General features: G+C 69.2%; 23 protein-coding genes and 1 tRNA gene. 14 read left to right on the forward strand and 10 right to left on the reverse strand.

What is annotated here, in order from left to right; translation table 11 throughout:
- Positions 1-3: 3 nt before the first annotated feature.
- From AC1DVZ_RS02200 to AC1DVZ_RS02210, 3 genes are all read right to left on the reverse strand, one after another.
- Positions 4-1416, reverse strand: a complete 1413-nt coding sequence (locus AC1DVZ_RS02200) for an MFS transporter (protein WP_477616550.1) — start codon at positions 1414-1416, stop codon at positions 4-6.
- A gap of 145 nt (positions 1417-1561) precedes the next feature.
- Positions 1562-2152 (reverse strand): isochorismatase family protein, encoded by a 591-nt coding sequence (locus AC1DVZ_RS02205; protein WP_477616551.1) that lies wholly within the window; start codon positions 2150-2152, stop codon positions 1562-1564.
- Positions 2153-2181: 29 nt separating this feature from the next.
- Positions 2182-3435: a nicotinate phosphoribosyltransferase gene (locus AC1DVZ_RS02210; RefSeq protein WP_477616609.1), complete on the reverse strand. Its 1254-nt coding sequence runs from the start codon at positions 3433-3435 to the stop codon at positions 2182-2184.
- 137 nt (positions 3436-3572) lie between these two features.
- On the opposite strand from AC1DVZ_RS02210, the gene clpS reads away from it, so the two are divergent.
- The 5 genes from clpS to AC1DVZ_RS02235 all read left to right on the forward strand — a co-directional run bounded on the left by clpS (position 3573) and on the right by AC1DVZ_RS02235 (position 7208).
- Positions 3573-3863 carry an ATP-dependent Clp protease adapter ClpS gene (gene clpS / locus AC1DVZ_RS02215; protein WP_477616610.1) on the forward strand — a complete coding sequence of 97 codons (291 nt, stop codon included), beginning with the start codon at positions 3573-3575 and terminating at the stop codon, positions 3861-3863.
- Between the two features lies 1 nt (position 3864).
- Positions 3865-4566: a DUF2017 domain-containing protein gene (locus AC1DVZ_RS02220; RefSeq protein ID WP_477616552.1), complete on the forward strand. Its 702-nt coding sequence runs from the start codon at positions 3865-3867 to the stop codon at positions 4564-4566.
- 84 nt (positions 4567-4650) lie between these two features.
- Entirely contained in the window at positions 4651-5502 is an 852-nt protein-coding gene (gene murI / locus AC1DVZ_RS02225) for a glutamate racemase (RefSeq protein ID WP_477616553.1), read from the forward strand.
- Complete coding sequence (locus tag AC1DVZ_RS02230) at positions 5499-6266, forward strand: MBL fold metallo-hydrolase (protein WP_477616554.1); 768 nt, start codon at positions 5499-5501, stop codon at positions 6264-6266. Before murI ends, AC1DVZ_RS02230 begins: the two co-directional genes overlap by 4 nt.
- A 222-nt stretch (positions 6267-6488) precedes the next feature.
- The gene (locus tag AC1DVZ_RS02235) at positions 6489-7208 is read left to right on the forward strand and encodes an MBL fold metallo-hydrolase (protein WP_477616555.1); all 720 of its coding nucleotides are present in this window, start codon (positions 6489-6491) and stop codon (positions 7206-7208) included.
- A gap of 25 nt (positions 7209-7233) precedes the next feature.
- Here the strand turns inward: AC1DVZ_RS02235 and AC1DVZ_RS02240 are convergent, their stop codons facing one another.
- Positions 7234-8046 carry a deoxyribonuclease IV gene (locus tag AC1DVZ_RS02240; RefSeq protein ID WP_477616556.1) on the reverse strand — a complete coding sequence of 271 codons (813 nt, stop codon included), beginning with the start codon at positions 8044-8046 and terminating at the stop codon, positions 7234-7236.
- A 163-nt stretch (positions 8047-8209) separates the two neighbouring features.
- Here AC1DVZ_RS02240 and rph point away from each other — a divergent pair, with 163 nt between their 5' ends.
- Together rph and rdgB are read left to right on the forward strand one after the other, a co-directional pair.
- Entirely contained in the window at positions 8210-8965 is a 756-nt protein-coding gene (rph, locus tag AC1DVZ_RS02245; RefSeq protein WP_477616611.1) for a ribonuclease PH, read from the forward strand.
- Positions 8962-9570 (forward strand): RdgB/HAM1 family non-canonical purine NTP pyrophosphatase, encoded by a 609-nt coding sequence (gene rdgB, locus AC1DVZ_RS02250; protein WP_477616557.1) that lies wholly within the window; start codon positions 8962-8964, stop codon positions 9568-9570. Before rph ends, rdgB begins: the two co-directional genes overlap by 4 nt.
- Positions 9571-9591: 21 nt before the next feature.
- On the opposite strand, the gene AC1DVZ_RS02255 is transcribed toward rdgB, so the two are convergent.
- Both AC1DVZ_RS02255 and AC1DVZ_RS02260 read right to left on the reverse strand, forming a co-directional pair.
- A tRNA-Leu gene (locus AC1DVZ_RS02255) sits at positions 9592-9673 on the reverse strand.
- A gap of 68 nt (positions 9674-9741) precedes the next feature.
- Positions 9742-10890: a PP2C family protein-serine/threonine phosphatase gene (locus AC1DVZ_RS02260; protein WP_477616558.1), complete on the reverse strand. Its 1149-nt coding sequence runs from the start codon at positions 10888-10890 to the stop codon at positions 9742-9744.
- A 210-nt stretch (positions 10891-11100) separates the two neighbouring features.
- Here AC1DVZ_RS02260 and AC1DVZ_RS02265 point away from each other — a divergent pair, with 210 nt between their 5' ends.
- Entirely contained in the window at positions 11101-11616 is a 516-nt protein-coding gene (locus tag AC1DVZ_RS02265; protein ID WP_477616559.1) for a GNAT family N-acetyltransferase, read from the forward strand.
- A 214-nt stretch (positions 11617-11830) separates the two neighbouring features.
- Here AC1DVZ_RS02265 and AC1DVZ_RS02270 read toward each other — a convergent pair whose 3' ends face one another.
- Complete coding sequence (locus AC1DVZ_RS02270) at positions 11831-12334, reverse strand: P-loop nucleotide/nucleoside kinase family protein (protein ID WP_477616560.1); 504 nt, start codon at positions 12332-12334, stop codon at positions 11831-11833.
- 158 nt (positions 12335-12492) lie between these two features.
- Between AC1DVZ_RS02270 and AC1DVZ_RS02275 the strand changes: the two genes are divergently transcribed.
- Both AC1DVZ_RS02275 and AC1DVZ_RS02280 read left to right on the forward strand, forming a co-directional pair.
- Positions 12493-12870: a VOC family protein gene (locus AC1DVZ_RS02275; RefSeq protein ID WP_477616561.1), complete on the forward strand. Its 378-nt coding sequence runs from the start codon at positions 12493-12495 to the stop codon at positions 12868-12870.
- A gap of 140 nt (positions 12871-13010) precedes the next feature.
- Positions 13011-13490: an SRPBCC family protein gene (locus AC1DVZ_RS02280; protein WP_477616562.1), complete on the forward strand. Its 480-nt coding sequence runs from the start codon at positions 13011-13013 to the stop codon at positions 13488-13490.
- A 163-nt stretch (positions 13491-13653) separates the two neighbouring features.
- On the opposite strand, the gene AC1DVZ_RS02285 is transcribed toward AC1DVZ_RS02280, so the two are convergent.
- The 3 genes from AC1DVZ_RS02285 to AC1DVZ_RS02295 all read right to left on the reverse strand — a co-directional run bounded on the left by AC1DVZ_RS02285 (position 13654) and on the right by AC1DVZ_RS02295 (position 16932).
- Positions 13654-14139, reverse strand: coding sequence for a nucleotidyltransferase domain-containing protein (locus AC1DVZ_RS02285; RefSeq protein ID WP_477616563.1), 486 nt, complete (start codon positions 14137-14139; stop codon positions 13654-13656).
- Positions 14140-14848: 709 nt separating this feature from the next.
- Entirely contained in the window at positions 14849-15040 is a 192-nt protein-coding gene (locus AC1DVZ_RS02290) for a hypothetical protein (RefSeq protein ID WP_477616564.1), read from the reverse strand.
- Positions 15041-15987: 947 nt separating this feature from the next.
- Positions 15988-16932, reverse strand: coding sequence for a cold-shock protein (locus AC1DVZ_RS02295; RefSeq protein WP_477616565.1), 945 nt, complete (start codon positions 16930-16932; stop codon positions 15988-15990).
- A gap of 331 nt (positions 16933-17263) precedes the next feature.
- Here AC1DVZ_RS02295 and AC1DVZ_RS02300 point away from each other — a divergent pair, with 331 nt between their 5' ends.
- From AC1DVZ_RS02300 to AC1DVZ_RS02315, 4 genes are all read left to right on the forward strand, one after another.
- Positions 17264-17863: a YdeI/OmpD-associated family protein gene (locus AC1DVZ_RS02300; RefSeq protein ID WP_477616566.1), complete on the forward strand. Its 600-nt coding sequence runs from the start codon at positions 17264-17266 to the stop codon at positions 17861-17863.
- A gap of 299 nt (positions 17864-18162) precedes the next feature.
- The gene (locus tag AC1DVZ_RS02305; RefSeq protein WP_477616567.1) at positions 18163-18753 is read left to right on the forward strand and encodes a TMEM175 family protein; all 591 of its coding nucleotides are present in this window, start codon (positions 18163-18165) and stop codon (positions 18751-18753) included.
- Positions 18754-18757: 4 nt separating this feature from the next.
- Positions 18758-19384 carry a DUF1684 domain-containing protein gene (locus tag AC1DVZ_RS02310; protein ID WP_477616568.1) on the forward strand — a complete coding sequence of 209 codons (627 nt, stop codon included), beginning with the start codon at positions 18758-18760 and terminating at the stop codon, positions 19382-19384.
- 11 nt (positions 19385-19395) lie between these two features.
- Complete coding sequence (locus AC1DVZ_RS02315; RefSeq protein ID WP_477616569.1) at positions 19396-19650, forward strand: Ada metal-binding domain-containing protein; 255 nt, start codon at positions 19396-19398, stop codon at positions 19648-19650.
- Positions 19651-19712 lie beyond the last annotated feature (62 nt).

Raw genomic sequence — 19712 nt, forward strand, 5'->3', positions numbered from 1 at the left:
GGCTCAGATCGTCTCGGCGGCGAGCGACGAGCTCCGCCGCGCGTACACGGCATACGTCGTCAGGGCCATGAGGAGGTAGGCGACGATGAAGACCCACAGGGCGGGGACCAGGGAGCCGTACTGCGCCTTGGCCATCGCGAAGCCGCGGGGGATGAAGAAGCCGCCGTAGGCGCCGACCGCGCCGGCGATCCCGATGCAGCCCGCGGCCGTCTTGCGCGCGATCGGGAGGCGCTCCGGGCTGACGCCGGCGCGGAAGACCGCGGGGATCATCCGGTAGGTCGCGCCGTTGCCGATGCCTGCCCCGACGAAGAGCACGAGGAAGGAGCTGAAGAACACGACGAAGCTGTGCGACTTCAGCCCTTCGATGGCGCCGAGCGCACCAGCCGCGAGCAGCACGAACGAGGCGATCGTGACCCGGGCGCCGCCGAGCTTGTCGGCGACGATGCCGCCCAGCGGCCGGGTGAGCGCGCCGATGAGGGCACCGAGGAACGCGATGGTCGTCGGGGTCTCGGGGAACTGCGTCTTGAGCAGCGTCGGGAACGCGCCCGAGTAGCCGATGAACGACCCGAAGGTGCCGATGTAGAGGAACGAGATGATCCACGTGTGCCGGTTGCGGGTCGCCGCGGCGAAGCTGCGGTAGTCCGCCTTGGCCCCGGTCAGGTTGTCCATCCCGCGCCAGGCCAGGACCGCAGCGATCAACGCCAGCGGGATGAACATCAGCCCGGCCCGCTCGAGGTGCGTGCCCGCCCCGATGACGATGACCGCAGGCACGACCATCTGCACGAGGCCGGTGCCGAGGTTGCCGCCGGCGGCGTTGAGGCCCAGGGCCTTGCCCTTCTCCGCCTCGGGGAAGAAGAAGGAGATGTTGGTCATGGAGGACGCGAAGTTGCCGCCGCCGAAACCGGCCAGGGCCGCGCACGTGAGGAGCAGGCCGAAGGACGACGAGGGCTCCGTCACCACCCAGGCAAGGGCCGACGCCGGGATGAGGAGGAGCAGTGCCGAGATGATGGTCCAGTTGCGTCCACCGAAGCGGGGCACGGCGAAGGTGTAGGGGATCCGCACGGTCGCGCCGACCAGGCTGGGCACGGCGATGAGCCAGAACTGCTGGTCGAGCGTGAGGCTGAACCCGGCCGCCGGCAGCAGTGGGACGACCACGCTCCAGAGGGCCCACACGCAGAAGCCGAGGAACTCGGCGAAGATGGACAGGCTGAGGTTGCGTCGCGCGATGGAGCGCCCGCCCCCGCGCCAGAAGGTGGGGTCCTCAGGATCCCAGTGGTCGATCCAGCGCCCCGACCGGTGGGTCGGCGCAGACGTGGTGGCAGGTGTGGTGGCAGCGGTGCTGCCAGGTGTGGCGCCGGCCGTGCTGGCCGGCGCCGTCGCGGTGGCGGAGTCGCCCGAGGTCAGGTTCGTGGTCACACGGGAAGCGTGACAAACGGATGTTTCGCACCCCTGCGACCGCCGTAAAGCGCTCGTAACACTTGCCGCACAGTCCCGTCATGGGGTCTGTGAGAAGTCCGGGTGGGAAAGTCCCGGTGAAAGGCGGGGTATGCCGCGTGGGCGGCTACCCGCGCACGACCTCGCCGCGCGTGGTGATCTCCGCTGTGGCCAGGTCGACCAGTGCCGTCGCCGTGCTCGCCGGCGCCACCCCGGCCGTCAGGTCGAGCAGCACCGTCGTCTCGAAGCCCTCCTCGGCGGAGTCGAGGGCGGTGGCACGCACGCAGTAGTCGGTGGCGATGCCGACCACGTGGACCTCCTCGATGGCCCGGTCGCGCAGCCATTCGGCCAGGCCCACCGTCGCATCGGCCTGCACCGTGTGCCCCTCGAACCCGCTGTAGGCCGCGCTGTGGTGGCCCTTGCGGAAGATCGCCTCCACGAACTCGAACGCGGGTTCGGCGGCCGGGTGGAACAGCGCGCCGTCGCTGCCCACTCGGCAGTGCGCCGGCCAGCTGTCCACGAAGTCTGGTGTTTCGCTGAAATGGGCGCCCGGGTCGTCGTGCCAGTCGGCGGTGGCGACGATCGCGGCATACTCCTCGTGGTGGGCGAGCACGTGCTCGCTGATCCGTCGCGCCACCTCGGCGCCGCCGGCCACGGCGAGCGAACCGCCCTCGCAGAAGTCGTTCTGCACGTCGACGATGACCAGCGCGCGGCTCATGCTCCGCACGCTACTGCCACGGCGGCCTGTCACTCGGTGTCGAGGTAGGTCGTCGGGATGGCGGGCTCCCCGCGCTGCAGCCTCCTGGCGGCGGCGGGGAGCTCGGCGCGGGAGGCCGTGTGCCGGGCGCGGGCGGCCTCGAGGTCGCCGGCGCCGTCACCGACGACCCGGCCGGCGGTCATGAGCGGCACCAGCAGCGCGCGGTCGTCCCCGTCGTCGAGCGGGGGTTGGCCGATGCCGACCACCTCCTCCTCGGCGATCCCGCGGGCGTTGCGCCGACGCAAGGCGTACTTCCGCCCGGCGACCGACGCCTTGTCCTTGCTCCGCTTGGCGACGCCGACCATCGCGCCGGAGCCGTCCTCACGGGACACCAGCTTGTAGACCATCCCCGCGGTGGGGGCGCCCGAGCCCGTGACCAGGGAGGTCCCCACGCCGTAGCGGTCCACCGGCCCGGCTGCCAGGGCCGCGATGGCGTGCTCGTCGAGGTCGCTCGTCACGATGATCTGGGTGTCCGTGGCGCCGAGCCGGTCGAGCTGGTCGCGCACCTCGCGCGCCTGGACGAGCAGGTCGCCCGAGTCGAGTCGGACGCCGCCGAGCTCCGGCCCGGCCAGCTCGACGGCCAGGGCGACCGCGGCCGGCACGTCGTAGGTGTCGACCAGCAGGGTGGTGCCCTTGCCCAGCGCGGCGATCTGGGCGGCGAACGCCTCCCGTTCGTCGTCGTGCAGCAGGGTGAAGGCGTGCGCCGCGGTGCCGGCGGTCGGCACGCCGAAGCGGCGACCCGCCTCCAGGTTCGACGTGGTCGCGAACCCTGCGATGTAGGCCGCACGGGCGGCTGCCACGGCGGCCTCCTCGTGGGTGCGGCGAGAGCCCATCTCGATGCAGGGCCGGTCGCCCGCAGCCGACGTCATCCGCGACGCAGCCGACGCGATGGCGCTGTCGTGGTTGAGGATCGAGAGCACCAGCGTCTCCAGGACCACCCCGTGCGCGAAGTCGGACTCGACCACCAGCACGGGCGAGCCGGGGAAGTAGCACTCGCCCTCGGCATACCCGACGATGTCGCCGTCGAAGCGGTAGTCCGCGAGGAACGCGAGCGTCGCCTCGTCCACGACGCCACGCAGCTGGTCGAGCTCCTCGTCGCCGAACCGGAACTGCTCGATGGCGGGGATCAGCCGGCCGGTCCCGGCCACGACGCCGTAGCGGCGTCCGTCGGGCAGGCGCCGGGCGAACACCTCGAACACGCAGCGCCGGGAGGCCGCACCGCTGCGCAGTGCGGCTTCGAGCATGGTGAGCTCGTAGTGGTCGGTCAGCAGCGCCGTGCTGGACGGGCTGCTCGGTGAACGTGGGGTCACGTCGGCAGCCTAAGGTGGTGGCCGTGCCACATGCTGTCCCCGTCGAGATGTCCCTCGAGATGTCTCTCGAGATGTCCCTCGCGCCCGTCGAGCAGAAGAGTGCCGCCACCGACGAGCTCGCCGAGGTCGACGTCCCGTGGATCACCTTGGTGTGGAACGACCCGGTCAACCTGATGTCCTACGTCACGTTCGTCTTCCAGACCTACTTCGGCTACTCCAAGTCGAAGGCCGAGCGGCTGATGATGGACGTGCACACCAAGGGCCGCGCCGTCGTCTCGACCGGTGCCCGCGAGCGCATGGAGACCGACACCGAGGCGCTCCAGGGCTACGGCCTGTGGGCCACCTTCCAGAAGGACAGCTGACGTGGCACGGGGTTTCAAGCGACGCGACGGGCGCTACGTCGCGAAGCTCGACGCGGTCGAGCGCGGCCTCGTCGTCGGGCTGATGGAGCAGGTGCTCGAGCTCGTCGAGCCCGAGCAGCCGGCCGAGGGTGTGCCGGGTGGCCAGCACAGCGCGGACGGCGCGGACGGCGCGGCTGGCGCTGAGGACGGCGGCGACGGCGGCGGCGGCGCGGCCGGTGACGAGTTCGACCAGATCGTGGCGGGGCTCGGTGGCATCGGCATGGGGGTGTCCCTGTCGGCGGCCGACCAGGTGCCACGGCTGACCGGTTCGGTGCCACAGGAGCGCGACCCGGCGCTCGAGCGCATCTTCCCGACGGCCAACCGCGAGGACGACCAGATCGCGGCTGAGTTCCGGCGGCTGACCGAGGACGGCCTGCGCGCCCGCAAGTCGGCGAACCTCACGACCGCCATCCGGGCGCTGTCCGGCATCGAGGACCAGAAGGTCTCGCTCGAGCAGCCCCAGGCGCTCGCGCTGCTCATCGCGCTGACCGACGTGCGGCTGGTGCTGGGGGAGCGGCTCGGACTCCAGCGGGACGACGACTTCGACCTGCTCGAGGAGCAGGTGTCGGGCCTGCCGCCGGACGACCCGGCGGTCTACGCGCTCGCGGTCTACGACTTCCTCACCTGGCTGCAGGAAACCCTCGCCCACGCCCTGACTCCGTGACGGAGGCCACGCGGCCAAAGGATGTGACACACCAGACGTCGCGTGGATGAGGTTCGCGGGGAGGTCGGCACCTAGCCTTGACCCGTGGCGGATGCACCCATCGGGATCTTCGACTCGGGCTACGGCGGGCTGACCGTCGCACGTGCCGTGCTCGACCAGCTCCCGCACGAGTCGATCGCCTACTTCGGGGACACCGCGCGCGCGCCCTACGGTCCGCGACCGATCGCGCAGTCCCGCGAGTTCGCCCTCGAGTGCCTCGACCGCCTGGTCGACCACGGCGTGAAGGCCCTCGTCATCGCCTGCAACACCGCGAGCGCGGCGGTCCTGCACGACGCCCGCGAGCGCTACGACGTGCCCGTGGTCGAGGTGATCCGCCCGGCGGTACGGCGCGCGGCCCGAGCCACCCGCAACCACCGCGTCGGCGTCATCTCCACCTGGGGCACCCACCAGTCCGGCGCTTATGTCGACGCCTTCGCCGCGGCACCCCACCTCGACGTGACCAGCGTCCCGTGCCCGCGGTTCGTGGAGTTCGTCGAGTCCGGTGTCACGAGCGGACCGGAGGTCATCGACGTGGCCCGCGGCTACCTCGCCCCGCTCATCGACGGTGACGTCGACACCCTGGTCCTCGGCTGCACGCACTACCCCCTGCTCACTGGCGCGATCTCCTACGTCATGGGCGACGGCGTGACCCTGGTGTCCTCCGCCGACGAGACGGCCAAGGACGTCTACCGGGTGCTGGCCGACTCCGACGCCCTGCGTCCGGCCCACCTGCCGCCGCCGAGCCACGGCTTCACGACCACCGGCGACGCGGCGGAGTTCACCCGCCTCGCACGCCGGTTCCTCGGCCCGGAGGTGGGCGCCGACAGTGACGCGGTCTTCGGGGATGCCGTCGTCCGGTCCGTCGCCGCACCGGCTGCCTCGGGGGGTTCCCGGTGAGGCTCACCGTGGTCGGCTGCTCGGGCTCCTTCGCCGGTCCCGACTCGCCCGCCTCGTCCTACCTCGTGCAGGCCGAGCACGCCGGTCGCACCTGGTCGGTCGTGCTCGACCTGGGCAACGGCGCGCTCGGGCCCATGCAGCGGTTCGTCGACCTGGCCGAGCTCGACGCGGTCTACGTCAGCCACCTGCACCCCGACCACTGCGTGGACGTCTGCGGGCTCTACGTCACCCGCAAGTACCGTCCCGGCGGTCGGGTCGAGGGTCAGCTCCCGGTGCATGCGCCGACCGGTGCCGAGGAACGCTTCGCCCTGATGTACCACGGGCTCGAGCACGGCGGGATGAGCTCCGAGTTCGTGGTCCACGAGCTCGCCGACGCCCAGGTGACCGACGTCGGCCCGTTCAGCATCACGGCATACCGGGTCAACCATCCCGTGGAGGCGTATGGCTTCCGCGTCGAGGCCGACGGCGCCGTCCTCGCCTACACCGGCGACACCGACTCGTGCGATGCGCTCACGCCGCTGCTCGCCGGCGCCGACCTGGCGCTGGTCGACAGCGCGTTCGTCGACGGCCGCGACGACACGGTGGGTGTCCACCTGTCCGGCTCCCGCGCGGCTGCGGCCGCGGTTGCGGCGGGTGGCGTGCAGCGACTGATGCTCACCCACATCCCGCCCTGGAACGACCCCGAGGTATGCCGCGCGCAGGCCGCCGCCGTCTGGTCGGGTCCGCTGGACCTCGCGGTCCAGGGAAAGACCTACCAGGTCTGAGGGCAGCTCGCAGGTGGGGACGCGAACGCACTTCTGGCCAGCGGTGCCGGGTGCAGGGCCGTTTCAGGGCGCCTGGTGCGGCAGGGGTGGCCAGAAGTGGGGACCCGAACGCACTTCTGGCCACCGGTGCCGGGTGCAGGGCCGTTTCAGGGCGCCTGGTGCGGCAGGGGTGGCCAGAAGTGGGGGAAGGCGTGGTGGCGGGTGATCGCCTAGGCTCCCACCATGGCCAGAGCGGCAGCCGTTCCGATCGTGCCCGGTGTCTGGCGCATCCCCTTGCTCGGTGACTTCGTCAACGGCTTCATCCTCCGCGACGCCGACGGCCAGGTCACGCTCGTCGACATGGGCATCAAGCAGTCCGGACCCAAGGTGCTGGCGGCCCTCTCCTCGATCGGCTCCGGCCCCTCGGACGTCACCCGGTTGCTGCTGACCCACGCGCACCCCGACCATGCGGGCGGCGCGGCTCACGTGGCCGCGAGGACCGGGCTCGACTTCGGCATCCACGAGGACGACGCGCCGTTCGCCGAGGCGGGTCACACCGCCGAGCGCGACCAGTCGTTCCTGCTCGCGAGGCTCATGACGCGCTTCTTCGGGACCAACGCCTTCCCCGCGGTCACGGTGGGGGAGCGGCTGGTCGACGGCCAGGTGCTCGACGTCGCGGGAGGTCTGGAGGTCGTGCACACGCCGGGGCACTCACCCGGCCACGCGGCATACCTGCATCGTGAGTCGGGGGTGCTCATCACCGGCGACTCGATCTTCAACGTGCGCGGGCTGCGGTGGCCGATCAAGTCGTTCTGCACGAACTTCGCGCTGACCCAGAAGACCGCCCACCGGCTGGCCGAGCTGGACTACACCACGGCGGCGTTCACCCATGGCCCGCACCTGGGCGACAACCCGCGCGAGCAGATCCGGCGGTTCCTCGCGACGCACCCCCTGGTCGACTGAACGCACCCAGGTGGACTGACCTCGGTCAGAGTCGCGCGCGCAGCCAGTCGAGGTCGGCGCGCTGACCATCGAGGCCGCCCCGGGTCTCGATGACGACCGGCGCGCCGGCTGCCCGGACCACACCGGCCAGCTCGTCGGGGTCGATGAGCCCCTCGCCGAGGTTGGTGTGGCGGTCCGCCCCGGAGTCGAACTCGTCGCGGCTGTCGTTGCAGTGGACGAGGTCGATCCGCCCGGTGATGGCCTTGATCTGGTCGACGGCGGTGGCCAGCGCGATGCCCCCGGCGTGCGCGTGGCAGGTGTCGAGGCAGAAGCCGACGTTGTCGGAGCCCTCGGCGCTGCCGATGGCGTCCCAGACCCGGCCGATGCGTTCGAGGGTGCGGGCCATGGCGTTGTCGCCGCCGGCGGTGTTCTCGAGGAGCAACGGGATCTTGAGGTCGGTCGCCTCGATCGCCTTGCGCCAGTTGTCAAAACCCTTGTCGACCTCCTCGGCCTTGTCGACGTGGCCGCCGTGCACGATCAGCCCCTTGGCCCCGATCGCGGCACCCGCGTCGATGAACTGCTGCAGCAGCTTGCGGCTCGGGATGCGGATCCGGTTGTTGGTCGTCGCCACGTTGATGAGGTAGGGCGCATGGATGTAGAGGTCCACGTCGGCTGCCTCGGCGGCGGCACCCAGCGCCTCGGGGCCGCCCTCGTAGTCGTACTCGGGACCCTTGTAGCCCTGCGGGTTGCCCAGGAAGAACTGGCTGAGACCGGCGCCACGCTCCTGGGCGGCGGTGACCGGGTCGGCCGAGTCGACGTGGGCACCGAGCCGTTGGGCATGCGAGGTCGTGTCAGCCATGGGTCCAGCCTAGGCCGGGCCACCGACGCCCGGCAGGACCCCGCGCTTCGCCTCTGTTGGAAGCGAAACTTCCGGATTTCCGGAAGTTTCGCTTCCAACAGGGGCGGGTGAGGGGTGTCGGTGACCATCCGGCATACCCCGTTAGCCTTGCCGCGTGACTGACATGACCCCGACCACGCGCCACGACGGACGCACCCCCGACCAGACCCGCGAGGTGCGCATCACGCGCAACTGGCTGGACCACGCCGAGGGCAGCGTGCTCGTCGAGTTCGGGCGCACGCGCGTGCTGGTTGCTGCGTCGTTCACCGAGGGCGTGCCGCGCTGGCTCAAGGGCAAGGGCACCGGCTGGGTAACCTCGGAGTACGAGATGCTGCCGCGGTCCACCAACACCCGCTCCGACCGCGAGTCGCGCAAGGGCAAGGTCGGTGGTCGCACCCACGAGATCAGCCGGCTGATCGGCCGCAGCCTGCGCGCCATCATCGACACCAAGGCGCTGGGCGAGAACACGATCGTGCTGGACTGCGACGTCCTCCAGGCCGACGGCGGGACGCGCACGGCCTCCATCACCGGGGCGTACGTCGCCCTCGTCGACGCCATCGAGGACGCCCGTGCCAAGGGGCTGATCCGCAAGGACGCCCAGCCGCTGACCGGGTCCATCGCGGCCGTCTCGGTGGGCATCGTCAAGGGGGAGGCGGTCATCGACCTCGACTACCCCGAGGACTCGACCGCCGAGACCGACATGAACGTCGTCATGACCGGCGACGGTCGCTTCGTCGAGGTGCAGGGCACGGCCGAGAACGGCGCGTTCGACCGCGCGATGCTCGACAAGCTGCTCGACAAGGCGACCGTCGGGTGCGCCGACCTCACGCGCAAGCAGCAGGAGGCGCTCGCGACCACCCCCCGCGAGCGCCTGCTGTGACCCGMGTCGTCCTCGCCACCCGCAACGACCACAAGGTCGGCGAGCTGCGCGCCATCCTCGCCGACGTGTGCGAGGAGCTCGGCCTCGAGATCGTGGGCGCGTCCGAGTTCGAGGGCGCGCCGGACGTCGTCGAGGACGAGGTGACCTTCGAGGGGAACGCCCGGCTCAAGGCCGTGGCGCTCGCCGCCCACACGGGGCTCCCGTCGCTGGCCGACGACTCGGGTCTGGCCGTCGACGTGCTCGGCGGGGCGCCCGGCATCTTCTCGGCGCGCTGGTCGGGTCGCCACGGCGACGACCGGGCCAACCTCGAGCTGCTGCTCGCGCAGGTCGCCGACGTCAAGGACGAGCACCGCGCGGCGGCGTTCGTCTGCGCGGCAGTGCTCGCGCTGCCTGACGGCACGGTGCGCGCCACCGAGGGACGTATGCCGGGTGCCCTGGCTCGGGAGCCCAAGGGCGCCAACGGTTTCGGCTACGACCCCGTCCTCGTGGTCGAGGGCGACACGCGCCATGCCGCCGAGCTCAGCCCCGACGAGAAGAACGCGATCTCGCACCGCGGCAAGGCGTTCCGCGCCATGGTGCCGCACCTGCGCGAGCTCCTCGGCTGACGGCATACCAGTCAAAAACAGTGCCAGAGGGGGGACTCGAACCCCCACGCCCAAGGGCACGGCATCCTAAGTGCCGCGTGTCTACCAGTTCCACCACTCCGGCGGGCGGCGACAGTTTACGCATGGGTGCACCCAGCCCACACGCACATCGAGCACACGGCGGCGACCCACTCATCGCGGAGCACGCTGAGCACGCTTTGGGACAGCGACGGACGACGCGATCGGTGGACGGGGGATTCCGAAGTCTCGAAGATCCGTTGGGCGCGGCTCGACGTCATACGCGTTCTCGAGCAGCAGGACCGCGAGGTCGTCGGTGAACCGTCCATGGGGAACGTGCCCGAGAACGGTGGCCACCACGCCGTCGAGGGACGCTTCAAGGTCTGTCGCCTGGAGGAGTGTGGCCAGGTGGGGGACGGACAGGTACTCGTCGCGTCGATTTCGCGCCTCGCTGAGGCCGTCGGTGTAGAGGAACACCCGGTCACCCGGCGACCAGCTCGCCCTGGCCGCTTCGTACGTCTCGCCGATGCCCAACGGCAGGCAGGCGGGTGGGTCAAGGAGGTCCGCGTCGCCGGTGGTGCGGATCAGCAGGGGTGGAGGATGCCCGCAGCTGACGAGAGTCACGTGCTGGCGCTCGACCTGGATCAGTGCGGCCGTGGCGAACTCCTCATCGTCCATGAACGGTGCGAGGTAGGCGCTCATCTTCGCCGCTGCGGTTGGGAGCTCAGGCTCGATTGCCACGAACTGGCGAAAGGCGCGGATGACGCGGGCGGCCTGCTCGACGGCACCCACCCCTTTGCCGCGGACGTCCCCGACGATGAAGCAGATGCGCTGCTCGGAGTGAAACCAGTCGTACAGATCGCCCCCGACGAGGGCGTCCTCGGAGGCTGACATGTAGCGGACTGCGGCAATGACCGGGCCCACCTGGGGTGGCACGCGCGGCAGAACCGCTCGTTGCGCAACTTCGGCAATGTTCGTGATTCGTGCTACCTGCTTCTCTCGGCGCATTCGGAGTGCGGCGAGCGCGATGGCGGCGCCGCTGACGAGTGCGACGTCAACAACCCGGACCCACATCTGCTGGCTGGCCCAGCTCTGGTTCCACAGGCTGGAAATGGCCGTGAGCGCCACAGCCACCAGGCCGTAGACGGCTGTTAGCGACGCAGGCAGAACCGAGCAGGCGATAAGGGGCGCGAGCGCGTACAGCATGGAGGGAACGAAGTCCGGGTTGCGCGTTGCGGCCTCAACAGTCAGGACGGCGACGAGCCACAGCGTCGCGGCGCCGGCGCCGACGAGTTGTGCGCGTGTGGCCGAGGGGAGGCGCATGGGACCAGCATGTCGTCTGCGGGGCGTTCCCGGCTCACTCTCCTGAAGGAGTGATGGTGCTGGTCGCGAGTTGTCAGGGCTGACGTGCGAACTGCGCGCTGGGAACGCCCGGAAATGGGTGCGCGTTCAAGCCGTGAGCGAAACCCGCACAGTCGGCGGTGACGCACATCGTGAGTAGCCTTTCGCTCAGCACGTGGCCAGACTGATCCGATGGATATCGAGGTCCGTCCCCTGGCTGTGTCGGACATCCCAGCCGTCTGCGAGACCCAGGCTGGGGCATACAAGGACTACTCGTCCTATGAGCCGCCGGAGACCTTTGCGGCCTACCTACGGGCCTTTCCGGCGGGGAGCTTCGCGGCCGTCGCCAACGACTCCCTCGTTGCATACGGCGTCGGTCACCCTTGGCTCAAAGGCATGCCCCTGCCGCTCGACATCACGGAGCTCGAACTGCCGACAACCCCCACCTGCTTTCATGTTCACGACATCGCGGTGAGGGTGAAGGGTGTCGGGTTGGGCAGACGGCTGCTCGGTCAGTTGGTGAAGGTCGCCGCCGAGGAACAGCTCGAGTTCCTCGATCTGATCGCCGTCGTGGGTGCAGACACGTACTGGCACCAGTTTGGCTTCCGCCCGTCCGAGCCGGAAACTCAGTCTGCAATAGCACTCTATGGCTCAACTGCCGTGTACATGGTCGCACCAATCGGCGACCCGGCCCTGCCTCGGGTGTAACTGGCTCGAGGGGCGGCGGACGTGCCGACAGTGACACGTTCGTGCGTACCGGCGCTGGGCGGCTCACGGTGGCAACTGCCGTGGATCGGACCTTGATCCGGGACCCACCCGCGGTTCCCTTGTAGCGATCCCTGACTGCGCCCGTGCTGGCGTTGTTGAGGAGGGCAGGGTGCGTCAGGATCAACGCAAGTGGATGCCAGCGGCGAGTGGGCGCTCAAGTCTGTGCCGACCATGCGTCGTATCGGGCGAATTCGGCATCGTCAGGCGCCTCGAATAGCGCTGCCCAATCACTGAGATCAGTGCGCTGGATGGGCGGCACCTCGACACCCCTTTGTTGGATCCGGCGCCAAAGTTCCTGGTCATCAACGTCAAGGTAGATCAGCTCAGTCGTAGCCCCGAGTGCCTTCGCCAGGCGCCGGAGAACCTCGCGTTCCGATCGCGCCCACGTTCCCCACTCGATAATCACCGTCGTGCCGATGCGCAAGAGCTCCTGCGCCAAGGACCACTGAAGCGCCTCGACGCGCTCACGCATGGCGGTGTCCCAAAGGTTGGCGCCGAGCGCGTGCAGCCACTCGTCCGGGCCCAGCCGAAGGCCACGCCGCTCGGTGGCCAGCGCCCCCGCAAGGGTGGTCTTTCCGCTTGCAGGCAGCCCACAGACGATGACGAGTTGCCCGCAACCGTGCCCCTGTTGGGCGGGCTCGGGACTCTCAGTGGTCACGTCCCCATTGTTGCGTGCCGGGCCTACTGCGCGAGTTCATCGGCATGTTCGGCACGTCCTCAATTCGGCAGTTGCGATCCTCACTCTGCGGCAGATCAGGGCGTTTGAAGAGCGGTTGATCCTTCCATCGAGGGATCTCGTTCGGCAGCATCGGTGTCATGCGCGTGATGAGACTGATTCATGTTCTCGATGCTCCCGACCTGCACGCGGAGAGTGCATTCTGGGCCGGGATGCTCGGCGGCATCGTTGACGCCGAGGACGAATGGCACAGCGTCATCGTGGACGGTGAGTGGCGTCTGGGAATCCAACTCGCGCCCAATCACGTCGCTCCGGCGTGGCCGCAAGGTCAACAGCAGCAGCAGATCCATCTGGACGTGTGGATTGACGACTTGGCGGAAGCGCACGTCAGGGCGATGTCCCTCGGCGCGACGCTGCTCCAGACCGCCGACGACCCGGCGACGGACGGAGAGGTGTTCCAGGTGTACGCAGATCCTGCTGGGCATCCGTTCTGCCTGTGCCGGGGTCCATTGCCCTGAGTAGGTACCACGCAACCGGACCCCGGCGACGGCCCGACCGCTCATCGCGTGTCCCTGCCTTGAACCATCGGCCTTTGAACCATCGGCGTTGACCCCGTAGAGCCTTGTACGACATTCGCCGCACGAGGATGCTGGCTCGTATGAAGCCCATCGAGTTCGAGCTCGAGCGCACGATCCGGGCATCGATCGACCAGGTGTTCGCACGGCTCATCGACATCGAGGCTCACAACGAGTGGATGGCCGACACGGGAAGCATGCTCAGGCATACCCGGCAGACCTCCCCCGGAGGACCGGCCGTCGGGACGACCTTCGTCGACGAGACGAGCCAGGGCAGCATGCCCGGGGAGATCGTCGAGATGGAAGCGCCGCACACGATCGTCTACCACTGGTGGGAGAAGTCGAAGTCGGGCAAGCTCAAGTTCGAGGGCTGGCCGAGCTACCACCTGCAGGCCTCCGGCGACAGCGAGACGCTGGTCCGCCATCGCGGCAAACTGGTGTCGTACGGCGTGTGGCGTCTGGGCACACCAATCTGGCGGCGATTCGCCGTTAAGGAACGCACCATCACCGTCGACGCGCTCAAGGCGTCGTTCGAGCGTGACCAACATTCTGCTTCTGGGTGAGCTCCTGCGGCAGCCCGCGGACCTCGTTTGGCGGATTCTCCGCCAGAAGCACGCGACCACGATTGCGGCATGAGGGAACGCTGAGCAGGCCGCCGTCACGTCCGTCGGTGCGACTCAGGGGGCGCCGCGGCCAACCGTCGGCCCGACCGAGGGGGCACTCCGCTTACGACGAGGATTCGGTCACTGATCGAAGGGCCTCAAAGTCAGCGCGGTCTTTGCCACCGCCCACCTCGTCAGGACGAGGAGTGGCCTTGTGAGCGAGCATCATCTCAAGTGTCAGGACCCTGACCGACGCGTCCTGCAAGTCACGGCGCACGAAGGCGAGCGGCCCGCTGGAGAGCACGAACGGTTGCTCGGGGACTGGAACGGTGACGCCTCCATCGGGTCCGGGTACCGCGAAGGTGAGTTGGAGCTCGTGCCCGTCGCGTACGTAGTTGGTGCCCACCCTGTCCTCCGGTGACGGCGTGTGGGTCCAGCCGGCCCCTTGGAGCGCCTCGTGGACACGGGCCTCGTCGTGTCGCCAGACCAGCACGTCGATGTCGTCGTGCGGCCGGGTAAGGCGCCCAACCCAAAGATCGACGGCCCAGCCGCCGAAGAACCAGTACTCCAGCTCCGCGGCGTCCAACGCGCTGGAGGCGCTCCGGACCATAGACAAGCCTCGGTCGTAGTCGCTCGGCTGCTGAGTCATCGGTGCACCGGCCCTTTCGCGCCTGGGACCCTGGCGCGCGGTCGGGCCAGGCGACCACTGATCGTCATGACCTATTAGAGCGCGCCACACGCTGGGCTGGTAGGACTCGCGCGGCTGGTTGCTGTGTGGATCGCTGCTCGGGAGAGCCCAGGAGCGAGGATCACGTACTCGGCACTGCTGCGGGGCATCCGGTGGCCCTGCTCGGATAGCGGTGGGGCGGTGCGTGCCGACCTTAACGGCGATGGCAGGGGCCCTGACGGTGAGGCGCGCGAGGCCTGCCAGGTACTCGTTCACCTGCTGGCCGCGCACCGACAGGCTAGAGGCCTCGCCACATCGACAGAGACTCGCGGCGAAAAGACGCACACGCTGCGCCGCATGTGCGGATGTTCGATCCGTGTCGGCCATGCCGGGGGCCGCCGACCGGAGGGCCCCTCATCACCGGCAATCGCCGGATAGGGGTGACGGTTCAAACTCCGCCCTCGAGGACGGTTGCGGCGTATGCCAGTTCAGCACTCTCGTGTGCCGGGGCCCAGTTAGTCAGGTCGCCGACTCGAGGAGCGTCTGGTCGCGGGATGCCGCGCGTGAGGGTGTGGCCGTGGGTGGCTGCCAGGAGCAGCCACGGCGCGAAGCTCCTCGAGTGGCCGTACGACCGCCAAAGACGGGGATCAAATTAGCCGCCGCCGCCGCCCATCATCCCGCCGCCGATCCCCATTCCCGCATTGGTGCCGGCGCTGATGCCGTCACGCCGCTCCTTGAGGCACCGCGCGCAGCGCTCGTAGCGGGCGCCGTCCGGGGTCCGGGCGTACTCCCAGTGGTGGTGCAGGTTCGTTCTGCACGACAGGGGCTTGCTGAGTGGTGCCATGGCGTCCTCCTGAAAGCTGGTCGGTCGGCCTGCGCCGACGTCCGAAACCCCTGCAGGAACCGCGGGCCACCGAGCGGCCCCGCGTCGCCACCGAGCCCAAGAGCCGCCACGTCAACGGTACTGCGTGTGCACGCTCCGCCGCGACAGCTCAGTCGCGGCGGAAAGACTCACAGTCATTGGCTCGCATCTTGCAGCCGGATCCTGTGTCAGGCTCTGAGCGCGGAATGGTGCAGCATGTCGGCATGGCACCGGCCCCTGGCACCTATCGAATATCTGACGACTCCGGCGTCCAGTTCTCCGAGGCGATGAATTTGTGGGTACCACTCGCCTACGACTGGCTGATCGGGACCGCCAGGAGATACAACGGCTGGACCACATACCTGGAGTTGACCGAGCACGTGCAGCAGGTCTCAGGCGTCCGAACCCGGATGCTGATCGGAAACTGGAGCGGCAAGTTGCTGGAGCGAGTAGCGCAGCTCGCTGCTAACAGTGGCGAGGTGCCGCTGACGTCGCTTTGCGTCCACCAGGACGGGACTATCGGGGTGGGCTATGCGCGCGCGCCAAAGTCGGTTGACGTCGATCYGGCAGCCGACGTCGACGAGCTCGCTGCGGCTCACCGATTGCTTTGCTACCGGAAGTACGCATCTGATCTGCCTGCCGATGGAGGCAAGGCCGAGTTGACACCCAAGCTGGCTGAGGCACGCTCACGACGCGTTACCACGAGTCGCCCTCCTGCGAGGCTGTGCCCAGCTCACTTCATCGAACTTTCGGTGACTGGTGTTTGCAGTCTCTGCGACTAGCTCCCCTTCTAGTGTTTGAACCACAGGCCCGATCGGACAATCCAACGGCCCGGCTCGCGGCGTAAAGACGCGCCCTCATCGCGGCATGAGCTTGCGGCGGGATCGGGAGACGCCTGAGCATCAACTCAGCCGGGACGGCCTTCCCGCTCACACCCGTTCGACGCGGTCGGCCTGTGGTCCTCGATCGCTCTGTCGCACCTGGTACCGGACCCGATCGCCCTGGTGCAGCACCTCGGCGCCTCTGAGGACCGACACGTGCACGAACAGGTCCGCGCCTCCAGCGTCCGGGGCGATGAAGCCGAACCCCCGCTCCGCGTCGTAGCGCGCGACCACTCCCTCGCCGCCGCGCGCCGGGACGTCGGATGCCTCCCGATGTCCCGACCGAGCGCGGGTCGTCGACGTCGCGGGTGCACCCCGCGGTGTCGAGCTGCGCGCCAGGCGCACGTCGCGAGCCTGCGGGCCCTTCTCGCTCACGACGATGTCGTACGTCACCCGGTCCCCCTCGCCCAGCTCGGGGATCCCGTCGGCCAGCTCCCGGACGTGGACGAAGACATCGGGGCCGCCCGACTCGGGGGTGATGAACCCGAAGCCCTTGTCCCCGTCGTACCAGGACACGGTGCCGTCCGCCCCGTCGGATGCCACCGCCGGCTGGGCGGCTTGGGCTCCCAAGGGGAGCAGATGGTCAGCCTGTGGTCCCTTCTCCCCGTCGACGACGAGGAACGCCACCCGCTGCCCCTCCGAGACCACGCCGCCCCCCACGATGGCCGAACTGTGCACGAAGATCTCGGCACCACCGCCGTCGGGTGTGATGAAGCCGTACCCCTTGGCAGGCTCGTACCAGGAGACGGTGCCGAGCACGCCCAGCGGTGTATCGGCGGCCTGGTCGGCCGTGACCCGGACGCGGCGGGCCTGGGGTCCGCGGTCCCCCTCGCCGATCTCGAACTCGACCACCTGCCCCTCCCGCAGCAGCTTCATCGCGTCGTCGCTGACGATCTCGGACGCATGCACGTACAGGTCATCTGCCTCCTGCCCGAGGGCGATGAAGCCGAACCCCCGGTCGGCATCGAACCAGCGGACGGTTCCCTCGGTCACGGCTGACTCCTTGTCGAAGCTACGGTCGGTGTTCCCCCAGTGTCCCCGACGGGACTGCGACAACCGCCCGGCGCCAGACAGTGCTCGCACCGTCGTAGCAAGTGCCCATGACTGCGACATCCACGGCACCCGGCGCTGCGCCGACAGCGGTGCGGGGTTCAGGCGGTCAACGCAACGCTTCCGCTAGCGATTCTGATGGTGTCTTGAAGCCCAAAGGCCTGTCGAGGACGTTGACGACGACCGACAGGCGGCGGAATGCAGCAGTCTGGCTCAGCGCCGCGACCTCGGCAACCGTCAAACTACTTCAAATCCGTGCCCCTAGGCTGCTGCCATGTCGATGGTCCACACCGACGCGGTGTTCTTCGAGGACGACAAGGCGTTCGAGACCTGGCTCGTCGAAAACGCGTCGACCGCCACGCACGTCTGGATTCGGATGGCCAAGAAGGGCACCGGCGTCACGTCGATCAATTGGACGACGGCCGTGGACGTGGCGCTCTGCTTCGGCTGGATCGACGGCATCGCCCGACGGCTCGACGACGAGTGGTACGTGCAGCGGTTCACCCCGCGGCGCGCGAAGAGCGTCTGGTCGAAGATCAACCGCGAGCGCATCGAGCGGCTCACCGCCGAGGAGCGGATGCGCCCCGCTGGCCTGGCCGTGGTGGAAATGGCGAAGGCGGACGGCCGCTGGGACGCCGCCTACGACAGCCCGGCTACCGCAGTGGTGCCCGACGACCTTGCCGCCGCCCTGGCTGCGCGCGACCTCACCGACGTCTACGCCGCGCTGGACGGCCGCAACCGCTTCGCCTTCCTGAATCGCATCCAGACCGCGGTGCGCCCGGAGACCCGCACCCGTCGCATCGAGCAGCTCACCGACGCCCTCGCCCAGGGCAAGACCCCGTTCCCTGCGCCGACGCAGAAGTCCGGTACCTAGGGCTCGGACACCAAACTGCCGGAACGTAGCCCGATGCACCCCCATGGGGCGCCTGAACGTCGTGGGCGCCCATAGGGAGCCGGTAGGACGCAGTCGCCCTGGCCAGGGGTGCTGCTGGTGGACATGTCCACGGTGTCGCCGTGGTGCGCCCATGGTGAGCCATGCTCAGTGTCGCTACTCGGTAGTCCGAGCGGCATTCCTACTGGTTCAAGTCCCGCCTTGCGCACCTGTTGGTTCAAGTCCCGCCTTGCGCACCAGTCCGGCCCGGTCGCGTCGGTAGGGGTGCCTAGACTCCCACCATGCGAACCGGCCGGCTCGAGGCGTTCAGCGACGGCGTCCTCGCCATCCTCATCACCATCATGGTGTTGGAGCTCAAGGTTCCCGAGGAGCCGACCCTCGAGGCCCTCAGGCCGTCCCTCGTCGGGCTCCTGACCTATCTGCTGAGCTTCATCTACATCGGCATCTACTGGAACAACCACCACCACATGTTCCAGCTGGTCCGCCACGTCAGCGGGGCCATCCTGTGGGCCAACCTCGGCCTGCTCTTCATGCTCTCCCTGGTGCCGTTCACGACCGCGTGGATGGACGACACCCGGTTGGCGCAGCTGCCGGTCGTCGTCTACGGCATCAACCTGCTGGGCGCGGCCGTCGCCTACTACGTCCTCCAGCTGGCGGTCTTCCGCCGCGACGGGCCGGACGGCCTCCTGCGCCAGGCGGTCGGCCGTGACCTCAAGGGCAAGCTGAGTCCCGGCGTCTACGTGCTCGGCATCCTCGGGTCGTTCGTCGCTCCGTGGCTCGGGGTGTTGGCCTACGTCGCCGTCGCCATCACGTGGCTGGTCCCCGACCGTCGAGCCGAGCGCTTCATCCACGACCACGCCCTGGAGGACTGATCCCGTGACCGAGCAGGACGACGACGACTTCACCTACCCGCCCGCGCTCGCCGTCGCGTCGTGGCGACGGGAGGTGCATGCGCTGTATGCCGCGCTGCGGGCAGAGCCGGACCCCGTCACCGCCCATGCGTGGTGGGTCGACACCCGCTCGCGACTGTTCCTCGAGCACCCCGCCTCCCCGCGCCGCGAGGGCCAGCAGCTGCGGCACGCGACGTACGACCCGGCATACCGGTTTGTCGTGGAGGTCGAGGAGGTCGGCGACCAGGAGCCGTGGGAGTTCCGGTCGGCGACCGACGGGATCGTGCCGTTCGCAGGCGCCGGGCGGGTCAGGCTCGACGGCCTCGGGACCCTCGACCTGTGGTGGCTCAACTCCTACGGTGGCGGGCTGTTCCTGCCCGTGCGCGACGGGTCGGCGGGCACCGAGACCTACGGAGCCGGGCGCTACCTGCTCGACACGGTCAAGGGCACCGACCTCGGGCGCGACGACGAGGGGCGCTGGGTGGTCGACCTCAACTTCGCCTACAACCCGTCGTGCGTCTACGACTACCGCTGGGTGTGCCCGCTCGCCCCGGCAGCCAACCGCCTCGAGGCGAGCGCGCCCGTGGGCGAGCTGCTCCCCGAGGGCTACTAGGTCTGTCTGCCGTGTTCACCCTCGTCGGTCCCGACGGACTGCCCTGTGCGAGTGAGGTTCCCGGGACGCTGGGTGGAAACCGGCTGGGCAAGCTGTATGGACGCCTCGACTGCCCGTCCGCGCTGCGTGCCATCCGGCAGGGTGGCTACGTCCAGCACCGTGTCTTCTTCGCGGACGAGGCGACGGCCATCGCCGCGGGGTACCGGCCGTGCGGCACCTGTCTGCGCGCCGAGTACGCCGCCTGGAAGGCGGCGGCCGGCCGCTGACCCAGCCGCTCGCTGACCCAGCTGACGCAGCTGACCCAGCGCCCAGCCGGACCTGACACGCC

This window comes from Pedococcus sp. P2_E5, assembly GCF_056403895.1.

Coding starts and splice junctions, on each gene's coding strand:
- AC1DVZ_RS02205 (WP_477616551.1), bottom strand. CDS start 2,152: ATGAGCCGCGCGCTGGTCATCGTCGACGTGCAGAACGACTTCTGCGAG.
- AC1DVZ_RS02210 (WP_477616609.1), bottom strand. CDS start 3,435: ATGCTCGAAGCCGCACTGCGCAGCGGTGCGGCCTCCCGGCGCTGCGTG.
- clpS (WP_477616610.1), top strand. CDS start 3,573: ATGTCCCTCGCGCCCGTCGAGCAGAAGAGTGCCGCCACCGACGAGCTC.
- AC1DVZ_RS02235 (WP_477616555.1), top strand. CDS start 6,489: ATGGCCAGAGCGGCAGCCGTTCCGATCGTGCCCGGTGTCTGGCGCATC.
- AC1DVZ_RS02240 (WP_477616556.1), bottom strand. CDS start 8,046: ATGGCTGACACGACCTCGCATGCCCAACGGCTCGGTGCCCACGTCGAC.
- rph (WP_477616611.1), top strand. CDS start 8,210: ATGACCCCGACCACGCGCCACGACGGACGCACCCCCGACCAGACCCGC.
- AC1DVZ_RS02260 (WP_477616558.1), bottom strand. CDS start 10,890: ATGCGCCTCCCCTCGGCCACACGCGCACAACTCGTCGGCGCCGGCGCC.
- AC1DVZ_RS02265 (WP_477616559.1), top strand. CDS start 11,101: ATGGATATCGAGGTCCGTCCCCTGGCTGTGTCGGACATCCCAGCCGTC.
- AC1DVZ_RS02275 (WP_477616561.1), top strand. CDS start 12,493: ATGCGCGTGATGAGACTGATTCATGTTCTCGATGCTCCCGACCTGCAC.
- AC1DVZ_RS02280 (WP_477616562.1), top strand. CDS start 13,011: ATGAAGCCCATCGAGTTCGAGCTCGAGCGCACGATCCGGGCATCGATC.
- AC1DVZ_RS02285 (WP_477616563.1), bottom strand. CDS start 14,139: ATGGTCCGGAGCGCCTCCAGCGCGTTGGACGCCGCGGAGCTGGAGTAC.
- AC1DVZ_RS02290 (WP_477616564.1), bottom strand. CDS start 15,040: ATGGCACCACTCAGCAAGCCCCTGTCGTGCAGAACGAACCTGCACCAC.
- AC1DVZ_RS02300 (WP_477616566.1), top strand. CDS start 17,264: ATGTCGATGGTCCACACCGACGCGGTGTTCTTCGAGGACGACAAGGCG.
- AC1DVZ_RS02305 (WP_477616567.1), top strand. CDS start 18,163: ATGCGAACCGGCCGGCTCGAGGCGTTCAGCGACGGCGTCCTCGCCATC.